Source organism: Novosphingobium sp. BL-S-20 (assembly GCF_055521635.1).
Genome location: NZ_CM145494.1, coordinates 640,038 through 657,029 on the forward strand (window position 1 = coordinate 640,038; position 16,992 = coordinate 657,029).

Annotated in this window: 16 protein-coding genes; 5 read left to right on the forward strand and 11 right to left on the reverse strand. The window is 67.0% G+C overall.

The features are described from left to right. Window positions 1–129: 129 nt before the first annotated feature. On the forward strand, window positions 130–1,296 hold the full coding sequence (locus ACZ1II_RS10700; protein WP_465146415.1) for an N-acetyltransferase: 1,167 nt from the start codon (window positions 130–132) through the stop codon (window positions 1,294–1,296). A 24-nt stretch (window positions 1,297–1,320) separates the two neighbouring features. Here the strand turns inward: ACZ1II_RS10700 and ACZ1II_RS10705 are convergent, their stop codons facing one another. Then, a complete protein-coding gene (locus ACZ1II_RS10705) occupies window positions 1,321–1,641 on the reverse strand; it encodes a hypothetical protein (RefSeq protein ID WP_465146416.1) in 321 nt (106 codons plus the stop codon). Beyond that, window positions 1,638–2,345: a lipoyl(octanoyl) transferase LipB gene (lipB, locus tag ACZ1II_RS10710; RefSeq protein ID WP_465146417.1), complete on the reverse strand. Its 708-nt coding sequence runs from the start codon at window positions 2,343–2,345 to the stop codon at window positions 1,638–1,640. The genes ACZ1II_RS10705 and lipB overlap by 4 nt, the downstream gene beginning before the upstream one ends. A gap of 82 nt (window positions 2,346–2,427) precedes the next feature. On the opposite strand from lipB, the gene ACZ1II_RS10715 reads away from it, so the two are divergent. Beyond that, window positions 2,428–3,240 carry a DUF7847 domain-containing protein gene (locus ACZ1II_RS10715; protein WP_465146418.1) on the forward strand — a complete coding sequence of 271 codons (813 nt, stop codon included), beginning with the start codon at window positions 2,428–2,430 and terminating at the stop codon, window positions 3,238–3,240. A 232-nt stretch (window positions 3,241–3,472) separates the two neighbouring features. On the opposite strand, the gene ACZ1II_RS10720 is transcribed toward ACZ1II_RS10715, so the two are convergent. The 5 genes from ACZ1II_RS10720 to ACZ1II_RS10740 all read right to left on the reverse strand — a co-directional run bounded on the left by ACZ1II_RS10720 (window position 3,473) and on the right by ACZ1II_RS10740 (window position 7,924). Further along, a complete protein-coding gene (locus ACZ1II_RS10720; protein ID WP_465146419.1) occupies window positions 3,473–4,105 on the reverse strand; it encodes a class I SAM-dependent methyltransferase in 633 nt (210 codons plus the stop codon). A 102-nt stretch (window positions 4,106–4,207) separates the two neighbouring features. Next, the gene (gene arsC / locus ACZ1II_RS10725) at window positions 4,208–4,552 is read right to left on the reverse strand and encodes an arsenate reductase (glutaredoxin) (RefSeq protein ID WP_465146420.1); all 345 of its coding nucleotides are present in this window, start codon (window positions 4,550–4,552) and stop codon (window positions 4,208–4,210) included. Next, entirely contained in the window at window positions 4,549–5,121 is a 573-nt protein-coding gene (locus ACZ1II_RS10730) for a (2Fe-2S)-binding protein (RefSeq protein WP_465146421.1), read from the reverse strand. Before ACZ1II_RS10730 ends, arsC begins: the two co-directional genes overlap by 4 nt. Window positions 5,122–5,203: 82 nt before the next feature. Further along, complete coding sequence (locus tag ACZ1II_RS10735) at window positions 5,204–7,225, reverse strand: TonB-dependent receptor (protein ID WP_465146422.1); 2,022 nt, start codon at window positions 7,223–7,225, stop codon at window positions 5,204–5,206. Between the two features lie 6 nt (window positions 7,226–7,231). Then, window positions 7,232–7,924 (reverse strand): fumarylacetoacetate hydrolase family protein, encoded by a 693-nt coding sequence (locus ACZ1II_RS10740; protein WP_465146423.1) that lies wholly within the window; start codon window positions 7,922–7,924, stop codon window positions 7,232–7,234. A gap of 313 nt (window positions 7,925–8,237) precedes the next feature. Between ACZ1II_RS10740 and ACZ1II_RS10745 the strand changes: the two genes are divergently transcribed. Beyond that, window positions 8,238–8,747, forward strand: coding sequence for a YqgE/AlgH family protein (locus ACZ1II_RS10745; RefSeq protein WP_465146424.1), 510 nt, complete (start codon window positions 8,238–8,240; stop codon window positions 8,745–8,747). Window positions 8,748–8,761: 14 nt separating this feature from the next. Here ACZ1II_RS10745 and ACZ1II_RS10750 read toward each other — a convergent pair whose 3' ends face one another. From ACZ1II_RS10750 to ACZ1II_RS10765, 4 genes are all read right to left on the reverse strand, one after another. Further along, window positions 8,762–9,325 (reverse strand): nucleotidyltransferase family protein, encoded by a 564-nt coding sequence (locus ACZ1II_RS10750; RefSeq protein WP_465146425.1) that lies wholly within the window; start codon window positions 9,323–9,325, stop codon window positions 8,762–8,764. Further along, window positions 9,322–10,335: an XdhC family protein gene (locus ACZ1II_RS10755; RefSeq protein ID WP_465146426.1), complete on the reverse strand. Its 1,014-nt coding sequence runs from the start codon at window positions 10,333–10,335 to the stop codon at window positions 9,322–9,324. Before ACZ1II_RS10755 ends, ACZ1II_RS10750 begins: the two co-directional genes overlap by 4 nt. A 91-nt stretch (window positions 10,336–10,426) precedes the next feature. Beyond that, complete coding sequence (locus ACZ1II_RS10760) at window positions 10,427–11,149, reverse strand: murein L,D-transpeptidase catalytic domain-containing protein (RefSeq protein ID WP_465146427.1); 723 nt, start codon at window positions 11,147–11,149, stop codon at window positions 10,427–10,429. Window positions 11,150–11,322: 173 nt separating this feature from the next. Further along, on the reverse strand, window positions 11,323–12,567 hold the full coding sequence (locus tag ACZ1II_RS10765) for a polyhydroxyalkanoate depolymerase (protein WP_465146428.1): 1,245 nt from the start codon (window positions 12,565–12,567) through the stop codon (window positions 11,323–11,325). 188 nt (window positions 12,568–12,755) lie between these two features. On the opposite strand from ACZ1II_RS10765, the gene ACZ1II_RS10770 reads away from it, so the two are divergent. Together ACZ1II_RS10770 and ACZ1II_RS10775 are read left to right on the forward strand one after the other, a co-directional pair. Continuing rightward, entirely contained in the window at window positions 12,756–14,648 is a 1,893-nt protein-coding gene (locus ACZ1II_RS10770) for an ABC transporter transmembrane domain-containing protein (RefSeq protein WP_465146429.1), read from the forward strand. Between the two features lie 203 nt (window positions 14,649–14,851). Beyond that, a complete protein-coding gene (locus tag ACZ1II_RS10775) occupies window positions 14,852–16,924 on the forward strand; it encodes a M13 family metallopeptidase (RefSeq protein WP_465147280.1) in 2,073 nt (690 codons plus the stop codon). Window positions 16,925–16,992 lie beyond the last annotated feature (68 nt).

Sequence of the window (16,992 nt, forward strand, 5' to 3'; positions counted from 1 at the left end):
CTCCGGGCATAAACGGCCCGGTGCGTGTTTTGCGGGCGGTCCTGCGGTCGGTCCCGCTTGACAACATGCCGGGACCGACCGCAGGTCGCGATCCAAGCAATTCCCATAAGGCGGAACAAAGGCAGGATCGTGGCCAAAGCCGAACTAGTCATCACACCCGTTTCCAGCAAGGCCGACAGGATCGCCTTTGTCGATTACGCTTATCGCCACAATGCGGCAGATCAAAACTGGGTGCCGAATCTGCGCTCGGAGGAAATCTCCAAGTTCACGCCGGGCAAGAATCCGTTCTGGGACCATGCCCACGGGCAGCTTTTCCTCGCCAAGCGGGGCGGCGAAGTCGTCGGGCGCATATCGGCGCATATCGATGAACTGGCGCTGAAACAGCCTGCGGAGCAGGGCATGGGCCGGGGCACCGGCAACTGGGGCGCGATCGAGGCCGAGGACGAGGAAGCCGCCCGCGCGCTGATCGCCGCCGCCGAGCAGTGGCTGCGCGAAGAGGGCATGACCCGCGTTCTGGCGCCGATGAACCTCTCCGTCTGGGAAGAGCCGGGCCTGCAGGTTCTTGGGCACGATCACGCGCCGATGGTGATGATGGCGCATCACGATTCGGCCTATCGTCCCTGGATCGAGGGCGCCGGTTACGAGCGGGTGAAGACGCTCTACACGTACGACCTCGACGTCACGAAGAACTTCCCGCCGCTGGTCCAGCGTATCGTCGCTTCGGGCGAGAAGAACGCCAAGATCCGCATTCGCGAGGTCGATCCCAAGCGATTCGACGAGGAAGCGGCGCTGATCTGCGACATCCTCAACGACGCCTGGTCGGACAACTGGGGCTTCGTGCCCTTCACCGAAAAGGAAATCGAATATACCGGCAAGGCGCTGAAGCCGCTGGTCCATCCCGAACTCATCCGCATCGCCGAATACGAAGGCGAGGCGGTGGCCTTCATGATGACCTGGCCGGACCTCAACCAGGCGCAGAAGCGCTTCAACGGCCCCAAGGGCAAGCCGGGCATCTTCGGCCTGATCAGGCTGCTGCTCTGGCTGAGGAAGCCGAATCCGGCGGATATGCGCGTGCCGCTGATGGGCGTGCGCAAGAAGCTCCAGTCCTCGCGACTCGCCAGCCAGCTCGCTTTCATGATGATCGAGTACATCCGCCGCGCCGCCACCGCCAAGTTCGGGGCGAAGCGCGCCGAGATCGGCTGGGTGCTCGATGATAACCAGGGCATGGTTGCCATCGCGGGCGCCATCGACAGCAAGGTGAACCGCGAATACGCCGTCTACGAAAAGGCGCTGTAATGAGCGCCTGATCGTTTTCGATCCTTACTGAACAGGCCCTGCGGCTGCGGCTTCCACATCGGCGGCTGCGGCCGCAGCCGCATTGGCGGCAGTGTCTTCCGGGGTAGCGGCCTCGCTGGCGGTAGCGCGCGGCGTGCTACCACCCGGACCGGAGGCTTCGGGCGCTGCGAGCGGGGACTGCGAGCGCACAGTGTCATAAGGCAGCATGTCGTCGCCTACCGAGCGCGGCAGAATCTTCGCACCCGCTGCCGCCTGCTGGGAGGGGCTTTCCTCTTTCTTGCAGGCGCCGAGGGCGAGGCAGCCGGAGGCCGCAAGGAGCAGCGCCAGATTCCGGGGCAGGGTCATGCGGGCGTCTCCGGGGGGCAGGGGCGGTCGAGTGCGGCGAGGAAAGTGGGCGCGCGGGCGATCAGCGCTTCGTCCCAAGTGGCGAAATCCACTTCCTGCCCGAGTCGCGAGAGGCTGGTGACGCCGAATTCCTCGATCCCGCAAGGCACGATGCCGGTGAAGTGGGCAAGGTCCGGGCGGATGTTCACCGCGAAGCCGTGCATCGTCACCCACTTGCGGATGCGCACGCCGATCGCGCCGATCTTGGCCTCGCGCCCGTCGATGTCCTGGGTCCAGATGCCGATGCGACCTTCGCTGCGGAAGCTCTCCACGCCGAAGTCCTTCAGCGTCTCGATCACCCAGCCTTCGAGGCCGTGGACGAAGCCGCGCGCGTCGCGGGCGCGTTTTTTCAGGTCCAGCAGGACATAGGCGACCCGTTGGCCGGGGCCGTGATAAGTATAGCGCCCGCCGCGCCCGGCCTCGACGACTTCGAAGCGCGGGTCGAGCAGTTCGGTGAGATCGGCGCTGGTGCCGGCGGTATAGACCGGCGGATGTTCGAGCAGCCAGATCAGTTCGCGCGCCTCTCCGGCGGCGATCTGCGCATTGCGCTCGGTCATTTCCTCAAGCGCGGCGCGGTAGGGCACGGGCTCGGCGCTCACGCGCAGTTCGATATCGCCCGGAAGCGTGGGGGGAAGCGTGGCCGGAAGCGTGGACGGAAAAGTCATGCCGCGTTGCGTGGCGTCATTCCCTGCGGTTATCAAGTCACTTTGAAAGGCCGGCTCTCATCTGGCGGCATCAGGAGCAGTTATGAAGTTCGACAGCAACAGGGCCTGGACCCAGGCATCCCAAGCGGTTTCCGCCAACCGGGAGGTCGTGCTGGCGCTGGCGGGCGTGTTCTTCCTGCTGCCGCAACTCGCTTTCGCGATCTTCTTCCCGCAGCCCGAGATCGCCAACGGGGCGGATGGGCCGCAGGTCATGACGGCGGTGAAGGCCTATTACGGCACGATTCTGCCGGTGATGATCCCGCTCGCACTGCTTCAGGCGCTGGGCACGCTTTCGCTGCTCTGCCTGCTCGACAGTGACCGCCGCCCGACCGTGGGCGAGGCGATTCGCGCGGGCGTGAAGGGGCTGGTGCCCTATCTGGTGGCGCAGATCCTGCTCGGCATGGGGCTGGGCGCGGTGGTCCTCGTCATCGCCGGTCTGCTCGGCGCCATCGGCGGGAGCGTGGGCGCGGTGATCGGTTTCGCCATCGCGCTGGCTTTCGCGATTGCGGTGTTCGTGCGGTTTTCGGTGACGGCGCCGGTCGTTGCGGTGGAGAAGACGCTCAACCCGATTCTGGCGCTAGGCCGGTCGTGGACGCTCACCAAGGGCAATACCGCGCGCCTGCTCGGGTTCTATGCCCTGCTGGGCCTTGCCATGGTGGTGCTGATGATCTTCGGCAATATCCTGACGCTACCGGTCACGCTGCTGGCGCCGGGTGAAGCGGTTCGGATCACGGCGGCGGTGGTCGAATCGATCATGGCGACGATCATGGCGCTCTACTTCGTCGCGGTGATCGCGCAAGTGCACCGCCAGCTCGCCGGACCGAGCGAGGAGCGGGTGACGCAGACCTTCGAGTAAAACGAAAAAGGCCGGTGCGAGGAGCACCGGCCTTTTTATATCGGGAATGCTTCGAGGCCTCGGGACCTACGGTTTCCATCCCACGTCGCCCCCGCGAAGGCGGGGGGGGCGCTTGTTCTCGGGCCTCTCGTCGCGCCGCAAGGAAAGCGGGGCCCCCGCCTTCGCGGGGGCGACGAGAGAGATTTCAAGCGGGGTATCAGTCAGGCCACCTCGCTGCTGGCGCGCTGCCGCCTTAATCTTCGTCCTTCCAGCCCCAGAACAGGAAGCAGGGCGGGACGTTGATCGGCTCCATGCCGTTGTCGATCCGCTTGAAGTGGCGGGCCATGAATTCGCGCGCCTTGGGCGTGAACTGATAGACCAGGAAGGCGCCGCCCTTGCGGATGACGCGGTAGGTGGCAGACGCGATCGCCGGACCCACGCCCTCGGGCAGGGTCGAGAACGGCAGGCCGGACAGCACGTAGTCCGCCTTTTCATGGCCGTGCGCGCGCACGATGTCCTCGACGTCCGCCGCCGAGCCGAGCACCGGGATGAACCGGCTGTCGGTGATGGTGCGTCGCAGATAGTCGATGAACAGCGGATTGGTGTCGATTACGATCAGCTGTCCGTCGCGACCGAGACGGTCGAGCACCGGGCGGCAGAACGTGCCGACGCCGGGGCCATACTCCACGAACAGCTTGCAGTTGGCCCAGTCCACCGGGGCCAGCATGCGATTGATCGTGAAGCGTGAAGACGGAACGATCGAACCGACCATCACGGGATTGCGCAGGAAGCCTTCGATGAACACGCCCCAGGGCCCAAGGCTGTGTTTGATCTTCCGCTTGATCCGCTGGGGCAGCGCCTCTCGGGCAAGCTCGGTACTGGTCATGCTTGAGGAAGCTCTCGCGTTTGTTGTCGTCCGGCGAAGGGCGATTCGGTGACAGATCGGGGCCGACTTTGCAAGCAAGCGTCGGCCAATGTTACGTGGAGGTTACAGAATCTCGTGGACCTTTTCCTGCGGACGGCACAGCCGCGCGCCTTTTTCGGTCTCCACCAGCGGGCGTTCGATCAGCGCCGGTTCGGCCGCCATGGCGGCCAGAACCGTGGCGTCGTCGGCTTCGGAGAGGCCGCGTTCGGTAGCGTCGGTGCCGCGCAGGCGCAGGCCCTGCTGGGGGGTGATCCCGGCATCGCGGTAGAGCTGGGCCAGCTTTTCGGCCGAGGGCGCGGTCTTGAGATATTCGATCACTTCGACTTCGATGCCCGGCGTTTCCTCCAGGATCGCGAGAGTTTTGCGCGAAGTGCCGCATTTCGGGTTGTGCCAGATGGTCGCCTTCACGGGCGTTTCTCCTGTTGATCGGGTGATGTCGTTTTCAGAGGGGCCAGGGCTGGCACCTTGCGCGCCGCGTCGCGCGGGGCGATGCCCGGCGCGGGCGCGGCGCTGATGGTTTCCTCGCGCCGCAGGACCCGGCCTGCGCGCTGCACGGCGGCGATCAGGCGCGGATAGACCCCGCAGCGGCAGAGATTGGGGATCGCCTCGCGGATTTCCGCTTCGCTCGGATTCGCATTGCGCGCCAGCAGGGCGGCGCCGCCGATGACGATGCCGGGCGTGCAGAAGCCGCACTGGATCGCCTGCTCGGCGACCATGGCCTGCTGCATCGGGTGCGAGCGGTCTGCCGAAAGCCCTTCGATCGTGGTGACGAAGCGGCCTTCGCACTCGCCGAGCGTGACGAGGCAGGCGCGCAAGGCGGCTCCATCGACGAGGACCGTGCAGACGCCGCAATCGCCCACGCCGCAGCCGTACTTGGTTCCGGTGAGATTCGCGCCGTCGCGCAAGGCCCAGAGCAAGGGCACTTGCGGGTCCATGGCGATTTCGACCGGATGATCGTTGACGGTCAGGCGCGGCATCGCGCCTCCTTATGCGCCCGCGCCCCGTCGCACCAGAGCGACGGGTGCGACGGGGCGGTGCTGCTGCACGGCCTATCGTGCATCAGCGGAGCGCCACGCGGATACCGGCCCAGAAGGTGCGCGGGGTGCCGAGGTCCATCGAGCCGTTCTGGTTGCGGGTGACGATGGTCTCGTCGGTCAGGTTCTCGGCGCGCAGGACGAGCGAGAAGGCATCGCTCACCGGAACCTGCACATAGCCGTCGAGCGTCGTCGCGGCGGGCAGCACGTATTTCTGGAGATCGTCCTCGTACTGGGCGCCGACATGGCGCAGCGTTGCCGCGACGCGCCAGCCTTCCGCCGGAATCCAGGCGACCGTGCCGCTGGCGGCGAACTTCGGCGTCTGCGAGGGGCGAAGGCCGTCGAGGTCGGGATCGTCGGCGCGGACCTTGGCGTCGGTCCAGGCCAGCGAGCCGTCGAAGCGGACCTGGCCGAGGTCGAGTGCGGCGGCCGCCTCCAGCCCGCGCGAGCGGATGGCCTTCACGTTCTGCCGCTCGCGCACAGTGTCGCTGAGGGTCACGTTGGCGACCGCATCCTTCACCTTGTTGTCGAAGGCGGTGAGCGAGAGGGTCAGGGCTTCCAGCGGGTGCAGGTCGATCCCGGCCTCGTAGCCGCGCAAGCGTTCGGGCTTGAGGTTCGGATTGGCCTCGGTGGTGATCGGGAAGACCACGAAGGGGCGGTAGAGTTCGTTGAGCGTCGGCAGGCGCATGCCGGTATAGGCGGCGGCGCGCAGGCTCACGGCCTTGCTGGCGTGCCAGACCAGACCGGCACGCCCGTTGCCCATCCAGCCCGAGCGGTTCGCATAGGCATCGTCCTTGAGCACGGCACCGGCGGGGCTGACCGAGCGATAGAAGCCGTTGCGGATGGTCCAGCGGTCGGCGCGGCCACCGGCGGTGAGCACGAGGTCGCCCAGCGTCCAGTCGTCCTCGGCATAGAAGCCGAGGTCGGACTGGTTGCCGCCCGCGCGGCGGACATCCTGCTGACCGGTGTAGGAAAGTTCCAGCAGGCGTCCGTCACTCAGGCGCAAGTCCGTCCCGATGCGCAGGACATGGTTCTCGCCCACCGGCGGGCGCAGTTCGGCCTTGCCGCCGATCGCGGTGGTCGGCGTGCGGTGCTGGTCGAGCGTCTTCCTGTACGTGCTCGAACTGATGACGACGTTCGAGAAGTCCTGTGCCTGCACGTAGCCGAGCACGTCGAACTGCCAGTCTCCCCGGCCGACCACTCGCAGCGAGGCCTGCTGGCCTTCCGAGGTCGAATCGGCGCCCTTGAAGCGCAAGGTGCGCTGGTCGCCATAGGCGAGGGCGGAGGCCTGGAGTTCCACGTCCCCGCTCAGCGGCGCGACGGCGCGCAGCGAGGCCGACCAGCTGTCATAGGCGGCGCGGGCCGAAGCCGGGACGCGCTGGTCGCGGGGCGTCGTCCAGAAGCCTTCGCCCCGGTCCCACTGGACGCTGGCGACAAGGAAGCCCGCGCCCAGTTTCGGCGCGATGGTGGCCGAGGTCTGGGTCTCGCCGCGGTCGTTGACGAGGGCGCTGCCTTGCAGCGTGCCGATCTGGTCGGGACCGGCGCTGGTCATCTCGATGGTGCCCGCCACCGCGCCCGAGCCGAAGGCGCCCGAACCGCCGCCGCGCGTCACCCGGATCGACGAGAGCCGCTCCGGCGCAATGGCGCTGTAGGGGATATAGCCGAAGAACGGGTTCGCCACCGGCACCCCGTCGAGCAGGACCAGCGTGCGGCTCGACGCATTGCCGCCGAGCGCGCGCAGGGTCGCGCCTTGCGAGGAAGGATTGGCCGAGCGGCTGTCCGAGCGGCGGAACTGCGAGAAGCCCGCCACCGAATTCAGCACGTCCTCGATCCGGCCCGAGGCGCTGGCGATCACCGCGTCGCGCTCGATGGTCTGGACATCGTAGGCCGGGGTCGCCGGGCCGGATTCGAGGCCGTGGCCGGTGACGATGATCGGCGCGGTCGGAATCGAGGTGGTCGGTGCGTCGCTCTCGTCGGCGAGAGCGGGCGCCGCAAAAAGGAGAGCGCTGCTGGTGACGAGGGCGGCGCGGTAGTTCAGGCAGGTCATGTCAGGTCAGGGAGCTTCGATTTCCAGAGTTACGGGTTCCAGCCCTTCGACGCGGCCTTCCAGCCGGTCGCCGGGGGTAACGGGGCCGACGCCCGCGGGGGTGCCGGTATAGATGAGGTCGCCGGGGGCGAGGTGATAGAGGCGGGAAAGGTCGGCGATCAGCTCGGGCAGGCTCCAGATCATCTCGGAGAGCGGTGCGTCCTGTTTCGTCTCGCCGTTCTTCGCGAAGGTGATGCGCTGCTCGCCGGGAACGCCGAACACCTCGGCGGGAGTGATCGGGGCGATCACGGCGCCGTTCTCGAAGTCCTTGCCGGTGTCCCAGGGATAGCCCTTGGCCTTGGCGGCGTTCTGGAGGTCGCGCCGGGTCATGTCCAGACCGCAGGCATAGCCGTAGACGAGGTCCATCGCCTGCTCGGGGGCGATCTCGAAGCCGTGGCCGCCCAGCGCGACGACAAGTTCCATTTCGTAGTGGCAGTCCTGCGTGCCCGGCGGATAGGTGATCGCGCTGCCGGAAGGACAAAGCGCTGCCGGGGCCTTGGTGAACCAGATCGGCGCCTCGCGGTCCACCGCGTTGCCGAGTTCGCGCGCATGGGCGGCGTAGTTGCGGCCGACGCAGAAGATGCGGCGCACGGGATAGCGGCCTTCCTCGCCCAGCACGGGGACGGAGGGGGTTTCCGGCAGTTCGAACAGCAGGCTCACGAGCGATTTTCCTTCCCTGATTCCGGGAGGGCATAGAGCCCGGCAGCGTATCGGGAAAGCGCAACCCGCTTGCCGTCCCCCGCGAAGGGCTTGGAGTTTGTTTGAAAATCCGCCGCGGGCGGATTTTGGCGGCACCGGCCCTCTCCCCCACCCGACCTCCCATTCAGTGTATCCTAGATGGGAGGTCGGGTGGGGGAGAGGGCCGGTGCCGCTATGAAAATGCCCTATGGGCATTTTCCCGAGGCACTCTTACACTTGGGATGTGACCGAGAAACAATACTTATCCGGACGGCTCCTACTGGCAATGCCGGGCATGTTCGATCCCCGCTTCGACCACAGCGTGAGCGTCCTGTGCGTCCATGACGAGAACGGCGCGCTGGGCATCGGCATCGGCCGGCTGCGCGACGGCGTGCGCTTCCACGAAATCCTTGAAGAACTGGGCATCGACCCCGGTGTCGCGCCGAATTGCGAAGTCCATGAGGGCGGTCCGGTCGAGCCAGGGCGCGGTTTCGTGCTCCACTCCACCGACTGGGGCGGTAGCGACACGATCGAGGTCCATCCGCTCTGTTCGCTTTCCGCCTCGATGGACGTGCTGCGGGCGATTGCCGAAGGGCGTGGGCCGAAGCGCTGGCTGATGTCGCTGGGTTATGCGGGCTGGGCACCGGGGCAGCTCGAAGGCGAGATGCGGCAGCACGGCTGGTATGCGGCGGACCCGCATCCGGAAATCCTGTTCGACACGGCGGTAGACGACCGCTGGACCGCGACCTGGCGGGCCGAAGGGATCGATCCGGCCTTGCTGTCGAGCCAGACCGGCAGCGCCTGACGGTTCGGCGCGGATTATCGGCTGCGCAGGGCGGCAAGGTCCTGCGGGCGATCGATGTCGAGGTGGATCGCCGGATCGTCGGTCTCGACGAAGGCCACATCCCCGCATCCGCGCAGCAGGCGTCCCGCGCCTTCGTCGCCGGAGAGCCGCGCGATCTCGGGGTAGAGGCGCGAGGACAGCAGCACCGGATGCCCCGGTCTGCCGTCGTGGCGGGGCAGGGCGGCGCTACCGTCGCCTATCCCGGCTGCGAGGCGCGCGGCCATGTCGTGCGGGACGTGAGGCATGTCGCCGAGGAACACGAAGACGCCTTGCGCATCGTGCAGCGCGGCGATCCCGGCTTTTAGCGATTCCGACAGCGCCTCGCTGGCGATGCGCAGCACTTCCACCGGCGGGCTGTCCGGCCATGTTCCGCAGTCGAGACCCTCTCGCGCCACCACGAGCACGCGCGAAACCGGCGCGGCGCGGGCGGCGCGGATCGCGTGGAACAGCAGCGGCTCGCCGTCCAGCGGGGCCGAGAGCTTGTCGCCGCCGAACCGCCGCGAGGCGCCCGCTGCGAGGACGATGGCGGCGAAAGTCATGCCCGCTCGCGCGCCGGGTTCAGCGCCTGCATGATCTCGGCGATGATGCCCGTGGCGACTTCCCAGGGCGACTTGCCCAGCCCCGCCACTCCCGGCGAGAGATGGAGCCGGGCCAGTTCCTCTGGGGTCGCTCCGGCATGTTCGAGCGCGCCGCGCCGCGCCGCCGCGCGTGACTTCGCGCCGATCATGCCGACATAGCCCGCCCCGCCGCGCAGGGCGGCGAGGCAGCCGCCGAGATCGTGGTGATCCTCGTGCGTGGCGCCGAGATAGGCGGTCCAGCGGTCCACCCCCAGCTCTGCTAAGGCGGTTGCGGGATCGCTGCGCATGTAGCGAGAGACGGGAAAGGGGGGCGGCTCCATCGGGCCGTCCGGACGCAGCAGGATCGTCTCGAACTGCGAGAGGGCGGCCAGCCGGGCGGCGGCCAGGGCACCCGGATCGCCGCCGGAGACGATCAGGCGGCGGGGCGGGTCGAAGCGGCGGGCGATCGAGAAGGGCGCTTCGGAGAGGTCGAGCAAGGGGCCATCGTCGGCAGTGACGTGCTGCGCGGTACCGTCACTGTGCCAGCGGCAGGCGCGGCGCGCTGCGGAGTGGCGCAGCAGCTCGGTCGCTGCCGCACTGTCCGCTTCGACCCGCTCGACCAGGACATGGAGGGCGCCGCCGCAGCGCAGGCGGATGTCGATCCATGGACTGCCGCTGCCGTAATGGAGGCGGCGCGGGCGGCCGTCCGCCAGGACCTGCATGGCATGGCTCGCCACGTCGCCTTCGATGCAGTCTCCGGAGAAATAGCCGCTGGCGGCGATCTCCCCGCCATTCTCGCCGTTATTTTCATCATCATGGCCGGGCGCGACGAACAGCATCTGCGCGCCGGGGCCGCGCGGCGCGCTGCCTTCGACCCGGTAGAGTGTAGCGAGCGCAGCGGGGCGGTCGCTTTCCAGCGCTTGCGCCAGAGGGCCGCGGATATCGTCGATCCAGCCGAACAGCGGCCAGTCGGTATCTTCAATTCCGTTCATGATCGATCCGCACTACCCCGCCTCAGCGGGCTATAAACCGCCGGGGAAGGCTTGGGTACGGCGGATTTCAGTATACGGTGATGAACCGGATTCAATATTCCCCGATACGGTCGGCGAACAGCAGGCGCCCGCCTGAAAGGTGCCAGAGCGCCTCGTTGAAGTCGGTGTTGCTCATTGCGAAGCAGCCTTCGCTGCGGCCGAGCTTGCCCCACTTCTGGATCATCGCGGCATCGACGTACCACGCCGGGTGCATCACGATCGCGCGTTCGAGCGCCATCGAATTGTCGTTGTCCAGCCCCTTGAGGCGGATCGAGGTGCCGTACTTGCCCGAGTACCATTCGCAGGTCAGGAAGGCCCCGCGCGAAGTGGCTTCCGATCCGGGCAGGTTGGAAAAGCTCTGCAGCCAGCCGCTGTGCGCCGGGTCCGAGCCGCGCCCGTGGGCGAGCAGGAACGAGCGCACCGTGCCTGCCTCGATATTGGCGAAGTGGAGGCGCGGTTTCCACGAGGGCTGGGCGAAATCGGCGATGCCGACGAGGTCGGTGCGCCAGATCTGCCCGCGCACGCGCTGCACTTGCCGCGAGGCGACATCGAGAATGCGGCGCTGATAGGGGGTGAGGGCGCTTGGCACCGCGTCCAGCGTGCTCATGCCCCCGTTCATCCCGCCGCCGAGAGCGGGCAGCCCGGCAGGACCGATCTGTCCCGTCGCCGTTCCTGCGGTGTTTTCTGCTGCCAGCACGCGCGACGGCAATGCCAGGCTTGCGCCCGCCGCCAGTCCGCCCATGAGGACAGCGCGTCGACCCAACGTCTGTTCCATACCGGCACGTTAACCTGAATGCGCGGGACTTTCCAGTCCGATCGATGCCGGGTTCCCGCCTGCAGGGCAGGTTGTCGCAAAGGTTAACCGCTTTACCGACCCACGCGGGGGCTGGCCGATTCGCAGACTTGGCCCGGCGGCGACAAAATGCGCGCGCCGGGCCAGGGGAATCGTCAGGCCGCGACTTCCAGCGGCTTGCGGGCGTGCTGGCGCATCCAGTCTTCCAGCACCGGGGCGATGCGGGTGCGCCACTTGCTGCCGTTGAAGATGCCGTAATGCCCGACGTTTTCGGCGAGCAGATACTTCTTCTTGCTGTCCGGCAGGTGGGTGGCGAGCTTGAGCGCGGCCTTGGTCTGGCCGATGCCGGAAATGTCGTCGCGCTCACCCTCGACCGCGAGCAGGGCGGTGTCGAGAATCGCGGAAGGATCGATGCGCTCGCCGCGATGGACGAACTCGCCCTTGGGCAGCGAGTGCTTCTGGAACACGTGCTCGATGGTCTGGAGATAGTAGTCCGCGGTCATGTCGCAGACCGAGCGGTACTCGTCATAGAAGGCCTTGGTGGCCGCCGCGCCTTCGCCGTCGCCTTCGACGAGGTGCTTGAACATGCCGTAGTGGCTCATCATGTGGTTGCCGAGGTTCATCGCCATGAAGCCCGCGAGCTGGAGGAAGCCCGGATAGACCTTGCGACCGGCGCCCGGATACGTGATCGGAACGGTGGCGATGACGTTGTTCTCGAACCACGAGAGCGGCTGCTGCATGGCCACATCGTTGACGCTGGTGGGCGCCTCGCGGGTATCCACCGGGCCGCCCATCATGGTCAGCGTCGCCGGGCGGCAGGGGTGCCGCTGCTTGCCCATGATCGCCGCAGCCGCGAAAGCCGGGACCGAGGGCTGGCAGACCGCCAGCATGTGCGCGCCGGGGCCGATATGCTCCAGGAAGCCGATCACGTAGTCGATATAGTCGTCAAGATCGAAGCGGCCGGCGTCGGCGGGCACCAGCTTCGCGTCGGCCCAGTCGGTGATGTAGACTTCGCAGCTTTCCAGCATGCGTGCGACGGTGCCGCGCAGCAGGGTGGCGAAGTGGCCGCTCATCGGCGCGACGACCAGCAGCTTGGGCGCATCCTTGGCAAGGCCGGGATGCGTGAAGCGGATCAGGTCGCCGAACGGACGGCGCAGCACGATCGATTCGGTGATGTCGTAAGTCTTGCCGCCGGTGGTGACGGTCTCGATGTCGAAAGCGGGCTTGCCGCGCGGCGCAGCGGCATGGGCGAAGACGTCAAGCGCCGATGCCATGACCGGACCGAAGCCGAAATAACCCATGGGAAGGGCGGGATTGCTGAGAAGTTCGGAACCCACCGAGGCCCAGGCGGCGGCGCCGCTCAGCATGGTGCGCTGCAATTCGTAGGCGTTGTAAAGCAAGATGCATCTCCCGAACGGCAATGCGACCAGGCCGTCCTCGCTAGGTATAAAGGCCATTTGGGACCGAATCGTTGCCTGCGCAATGCGGTAAACCCGGTTTCGGTGATCGCCTGGAGCGAAGACTTTGATCGGAAAGGCCCTTTTCATATATCTTTTCCTTGAGCCGGGGACAGGATAAGGCCGCGCCCATGGACGCCAACGCAGGGCAGGCAGGTCTGCCCGAGAACGAGAACGCCGCCAGCTTCGACGGTGGCAAGGAATCCGCGGCTTCGCGGGGCCAGAGTCGCGGGAAAAGTGGTCGCGGGAAGAATCTGGGCGCGCTGCGCATGGTCTGGCGGGAGTTGTTCAACTACCCCGGACGCATGGCCGTGGCCGGTCTGGCACTGCTGACGACGGCGACTTCGACGCTCGCGATTCCCTACGGTTTCCGCCAGATCGTCGATCAGGGCTTTGCCCAGGGCGCCGATCCTGCGGCGATCCGCTGGTGGTTCGTGATGCTGCTGGGTGTCGTCACCGTGCTTTCGGTGGCGACGGCGATCCGTTTCTACAGCGTCTCGTGGCTGGGCGAGCGCGTCGTCGCCGACGTGCGTCTGCGCGTGCAGCGCCACCTGCTGACGCTGTCGCCCAGCTTCTTCGAGGAAAACAGCCCCAAGGAAATCGCCTCGCGCATGACGGCGGATACCGCCATCATCGAGACGGTGGTGGGCACCACGGTTTCGGTCGCGCTGCGCAATGCGATCATGGCGGTGGGCGGGGTGGCCTATCTCTTCGTGCTGGCGCCGACGCTGACGCTGGGTCTTGTCGTCGCGATTCCGGTGGTGATCCTGCCGATCGCCGCCTTCGGCCGCCGCTTGCGCGCCGTCGCCCGCCAGAGCCAGGACCGCGTGGCCGACATCGGCGCCACCACCAGCGAGGTCTTCGGCGCCTTGCGCGTGGTCCAGGCCTTCAACCAGGAAGGCCGCGAACTGGAGCGCTTCTCCGGCGCGGTCGAGCGCACGTTCGAGACCGGCAAGCGCCGTATCGCCCTGCGCGCGGTGATGACTGCGGTGATCATGTTCCTGATCTTCGCCTCGATCACCGTCATCATGTGGCGCGGCGCGATCGGCGTGGCCGAAGGGACGATTACCGGCGGCACGATCGCGGCGTTCGTGGTGACGGCGGGCATCGTTGCGGGCGCTTTCGGCTCGCTGACCGAAGTTTACGGCGATCTCGTGCGCGGTGCTGGTGCCGCCAGCCGTCTGGCCGAGCTGCTGAGCGAGCACCCGACGATCACCGCTCCGGCGCGTCCGCTCGCCCTGCCTTCGCCGGGACGCGGCAAGCTGGCCTTCGAGCGGGTGACTTTCCGCTATCCCTCACGCCCCGAACTGGCGGCGCTTCACGATTTCAGCCTCTCGGTCGAGCCGGGCGAGACGGTGGCGATCGTCGGGCCTTCGGGGGCGGGCAAGTCCACGTTGTTCCAGCTGGCCGAGCGATTCTACGATCCCCAGAGCGGCGCCATCAAGATCGACGGCGTGCCGCTGACGTCCGCCGACCCTTCCGAAATCCGCCGCCGCATCGCGCTGGTGCCGCAGGAAGGCGTGCTCTTCGCCGCTTCCGCGCGCGACAACTTGCGCTACGGCAACCAGAACGCGGACGACGCGGCGATCTGGCAGGCTGCCCGCGCCGCCAATGCCGAAGGGTTCCTGCGCGAACTGCCGCAGGGCCTCGACACTTTCCTGGGCGAGGACGGCGCGCGCCTGTCCGGCGGCCAGCGCCAGCGTATCGCCATCGCCCGCGCGCTGCTGCGCGATGCCCCGATCCTGCTGCTGGACGAGGCGACCAGCGCGCTCGATGCCGAAAGCGAGCGGCTGGTGCAGGACGCGCTCGAACACCTGATGGAGAACCGCACGACGCTGGTGATCGCGCACCGTCTCGCCACCGTGCGCAAGGCGGACCGGATCGTGGTGATGGACGGCGGCCGCATCGCGGAACAGGGCACGCACGAGAGCCTGAGCCGGGCGGGCGGCCTCTATGCGCGGCTGGCATCGTTGCAGTTCGATGCCGATGCTGTTGCCGCCTTCACCCGTTCGACGAACGTCTGACCGGGGCCGACGAACGACATTTCGGGACTGGCGTTGCCGAATATGGCAATTATGTTGCGCTCCTATCGACGGGCCGTTGCGGTTCGTCGCCAGACCGTTCGTGTCATGCAATTCAGAAAGGTGGGACCATGACCCGCATTCTCGGCCGGGTGCTCGCTTCGACGGCGCTCGCTACCGCACTCAGCTTTTCCGCCGTACCGGCCATGGCCGAAACGCCTGCCTCTTCGGACCCGATGCAGATCGACCCGGCGAAGCTGGACTGGGGCAAGTCCGGCATCCAGACGCAGTGGCAGGACAAGGCCGCCAAGCCCGGCGCCGACTTCGACAAGTTCGTGAACGGCAAGTGGGAAGCCGCCGTCGTGCTCCCGGCCGACCGCACCAACTGGGGTTCGTTCACTGCCCTGCGCGACCTTTCGGAACAGCGCGTCCACGCCATCATGGACGAGCTGATCGCCTCCAAGCCCGCGCCCGGCAGCGATGCCGCCCGCGTCGAGGCGGCCTATGCAGCCTTCATGGATGTCGACGCGATCAACAAGGCCGGTCTGGCCCCGGCGCAGCCCTATCTTGAGCGCATCTTCGCGGCCAAGACGCCCGACGATCTGATGAAGATCTTCGCCTCGCCCGGCTTCGCCTCGCCGATCGGTGCCTATGTCGGTCCGGACGAGAAGCAGAGCGACATCAATGCTTTCCAGGTCGGTGTCGGTGGCCTCGGGCTGCCCGACCGCGACTACTACCTGAAGAACGACCAGCGTTCGCAGGACCTGCGCGCCAAGTATACCGACTACCTGACCTTCCTGCTCGGCAAGGCGGGTTATGCCGATCCGGCGACCGCCGCCAAGTCGGTCGTGGCGCTGGAAACCCGCATCGCCCAGGCCGACTGGGACCGCGCCGCCAGCCGCGATCCGGACCTCACCTACAACAAGCTGACCCTGGCCGAATTCGAGGGTCTTGGCGCGCCGGGCCTGCTGCGCACGTTCATGGACACGATGGGCGCGGGCAAGGCGGGCTACGTGCTCGCCACCGAGATGCCGCCGACGCCGGAAGAGCTGAAGGCCGCGCGCATCGATCCCGCCAAGGCGCAGACCCTGTTCGGCGGCGGCGTTCCCGCCGTGGCCAAGCTCGTCTCGGACGTGCCGGTCGCCACCTGGCAGGCCTGGCTCGCGGCGCACTTCCTGCGCGGCAATGCCGCCGTGCTGCCCAGCGACATCGACGATGCCACTTTCGCCTTCTACGGCAAGGTCATGAGCGGTCAGCCGGAGCAGCGCGCCCGCTGGAAGCGCGGCGTTGCGGCGGTCGAGGGCATGGCCGGTGAACTGGTCGGCAAGATCTATGCTGAGAAGTACTATCCGCCCGAGGCCAAGGCAGCGATGACCGACCTCGTCGCCAACTTGCGCAAGGCCATGGCGGTCAACCTCAAGGACCTGGCCTGGATGGGCCCGGAAACCCGCAAGGAAGCCCAGGCCAAGCTCGATGCCTTCAATCCCAAGATCGGCGCCCCGGCGAAGTACAAGGAATATGAAGGCCTGACCTTCTCGGCCACCGACCCGCTCGGCAACGCGATTGCCGCCGGTTCGTGGGAGAACGACGACCAGATGAAGCGCATCGGCCAGCCGGTCGACAAGACCGAATGGTTCATGCTGCCCGAGACGGTCAACGCCTACTACAACCCGCCCTTCAACGAGATCGTCTTCCCGGCCGCCATCCTCCAGCCGCCGTTCTTCAATGTTTCGGCCGATCCGGCGGTCAACTATGGCGGCATCGGCGCGGTGATCGGCCACGAGATGGGCCACGGCTTCGACGACCAGGGCGCCAAGTCGGACGGCACCGGAAACTTGCGCGACTGGTGGAGCGCGACGGACAAGGCCAACTTCCAGAAGCTCCAGGACCGTCTGGAAGCCCAGTACAACAGCTTCTGCCCGTTCGATGACGGCAAGACCTGCGTCAACGGCAAGCTGACCATGGGCGAGAACATCGGCGACCTCGGCGGCCTCAGCCTGGCCTACCGCGCCTACAAGCTCTCGCTGAACGGCAAGGAAGCCCCGGTGATCGACGGCCTGACCGGCGACCAGCGCTTCTTCATGGCCTGGGCGCAAGTCTGGCGCAGCAAGTACCGCGAGGAATCGGTGCGCCAGCAGCTCATCACCGACCCGCACTCGCCCGCGCATTACCGCATCAACGGCATCGTCCGTAACTTCGACGAATGGTACAAGGCCTTCGATGTGAAGCCCGGAGACGCCCTGTACCTCCCGCCCGCCGAGCGCGTGCGGATCTGGTAAGAAAACGGTAAGAAAACGCTTAAAAACAGGGGGCTCGGTCCGGCATGGACCGGGCCCCTGACTTTCCC

Bases quoted from the DNA above. Each gene is read 5' to 3' on its own strand.
- ACZ1II_RS10745 (WP_465146424.1), top strand. From the start codon at position 8,238: ATGTTCGATCCCCGCTTCGACCACAGCGTGAGCGTCCTGTGCGTCCAT.
- ACZ1II_RS10730 (WP_465146421.1), bottom strand. From the start codon at position 5,121: ATGCCGCGCCTGACCGTCAACGATCATCCGGTCGAAATCGCCATGGAC.
- ACZ1II_RS10775 (WP_465147280.1), top strand. From the start codon at position 14,852: ATGGCCGAAACGCCTGCCTCTTCGGACCCGATGCAGATCGACCCGGCG.
- ACZ1II_RS10720 (WP_465146419.1), bottom strand. From the start codon at position 4,105: ATGACCAGTACCGAGCTTGCCCGAGAGGCGCTGCCCCAGCGGATCAAG.
- ACZ1II_RS10705 (WP_465146416.1), bottom strand. From the start codon at position 1,641: ATGACCCTGCCCCGGAATCTGGCGCTGCTCCTTGCGGCCTCCGGCTGC.
- lipB (WP_465146417.1), bottom strand. From the start codon at position 2,345: ATGACTTTTCCGTCCACGCTTCCGGCCACGCTTCCCCCCACGCTTCCG.
- ACZ1II_RS10770 (WP_465146429.1), top strand. From the start codon at position 12,756: ATGGACGCCAACGCAGGGCAGGCAGGTCTGCCCGAGAACGAGAACGCC.
- ACZ1II_RS10750 (WP_465146425.1), bottom strand. From the start codon at position 9,325: ATGACTTTCGCCGCCATCGTCCTCGCAGCGGGCGCCTCGCGGCGGTTC.
- ACZ1II_RS10760 (WP_465146427.1), bottom strand. From the start codon at position 11,149: ATGGAACAGACGTTGGGTCGACGCGCTGTCCTCATGGGCGGACTGGCG.
- ACZ1II_RS10755 (WP_465146426.1), bottom strand. From the start codon at position 10,335: ATGAACGGAATTGAAGATACCGACTGGCCGCTGTTCGGCTGGATCGAC.
- ACZ1II_RS10715 (WP_465146418.1), top strand. From the start codon at position 2,428: ATGAAGTTCGACAGCAACAGGGCCTGGACCCAGGCATCCCAAGCGGTT.
- ACZ1II_RS10735 (WP_465146422.1), bottom strand. From the start codon at position 7,225: ATGACCTGCCTGAACTACCGCGCCGCCCTCGTCACCAGCAGCGCTCTC.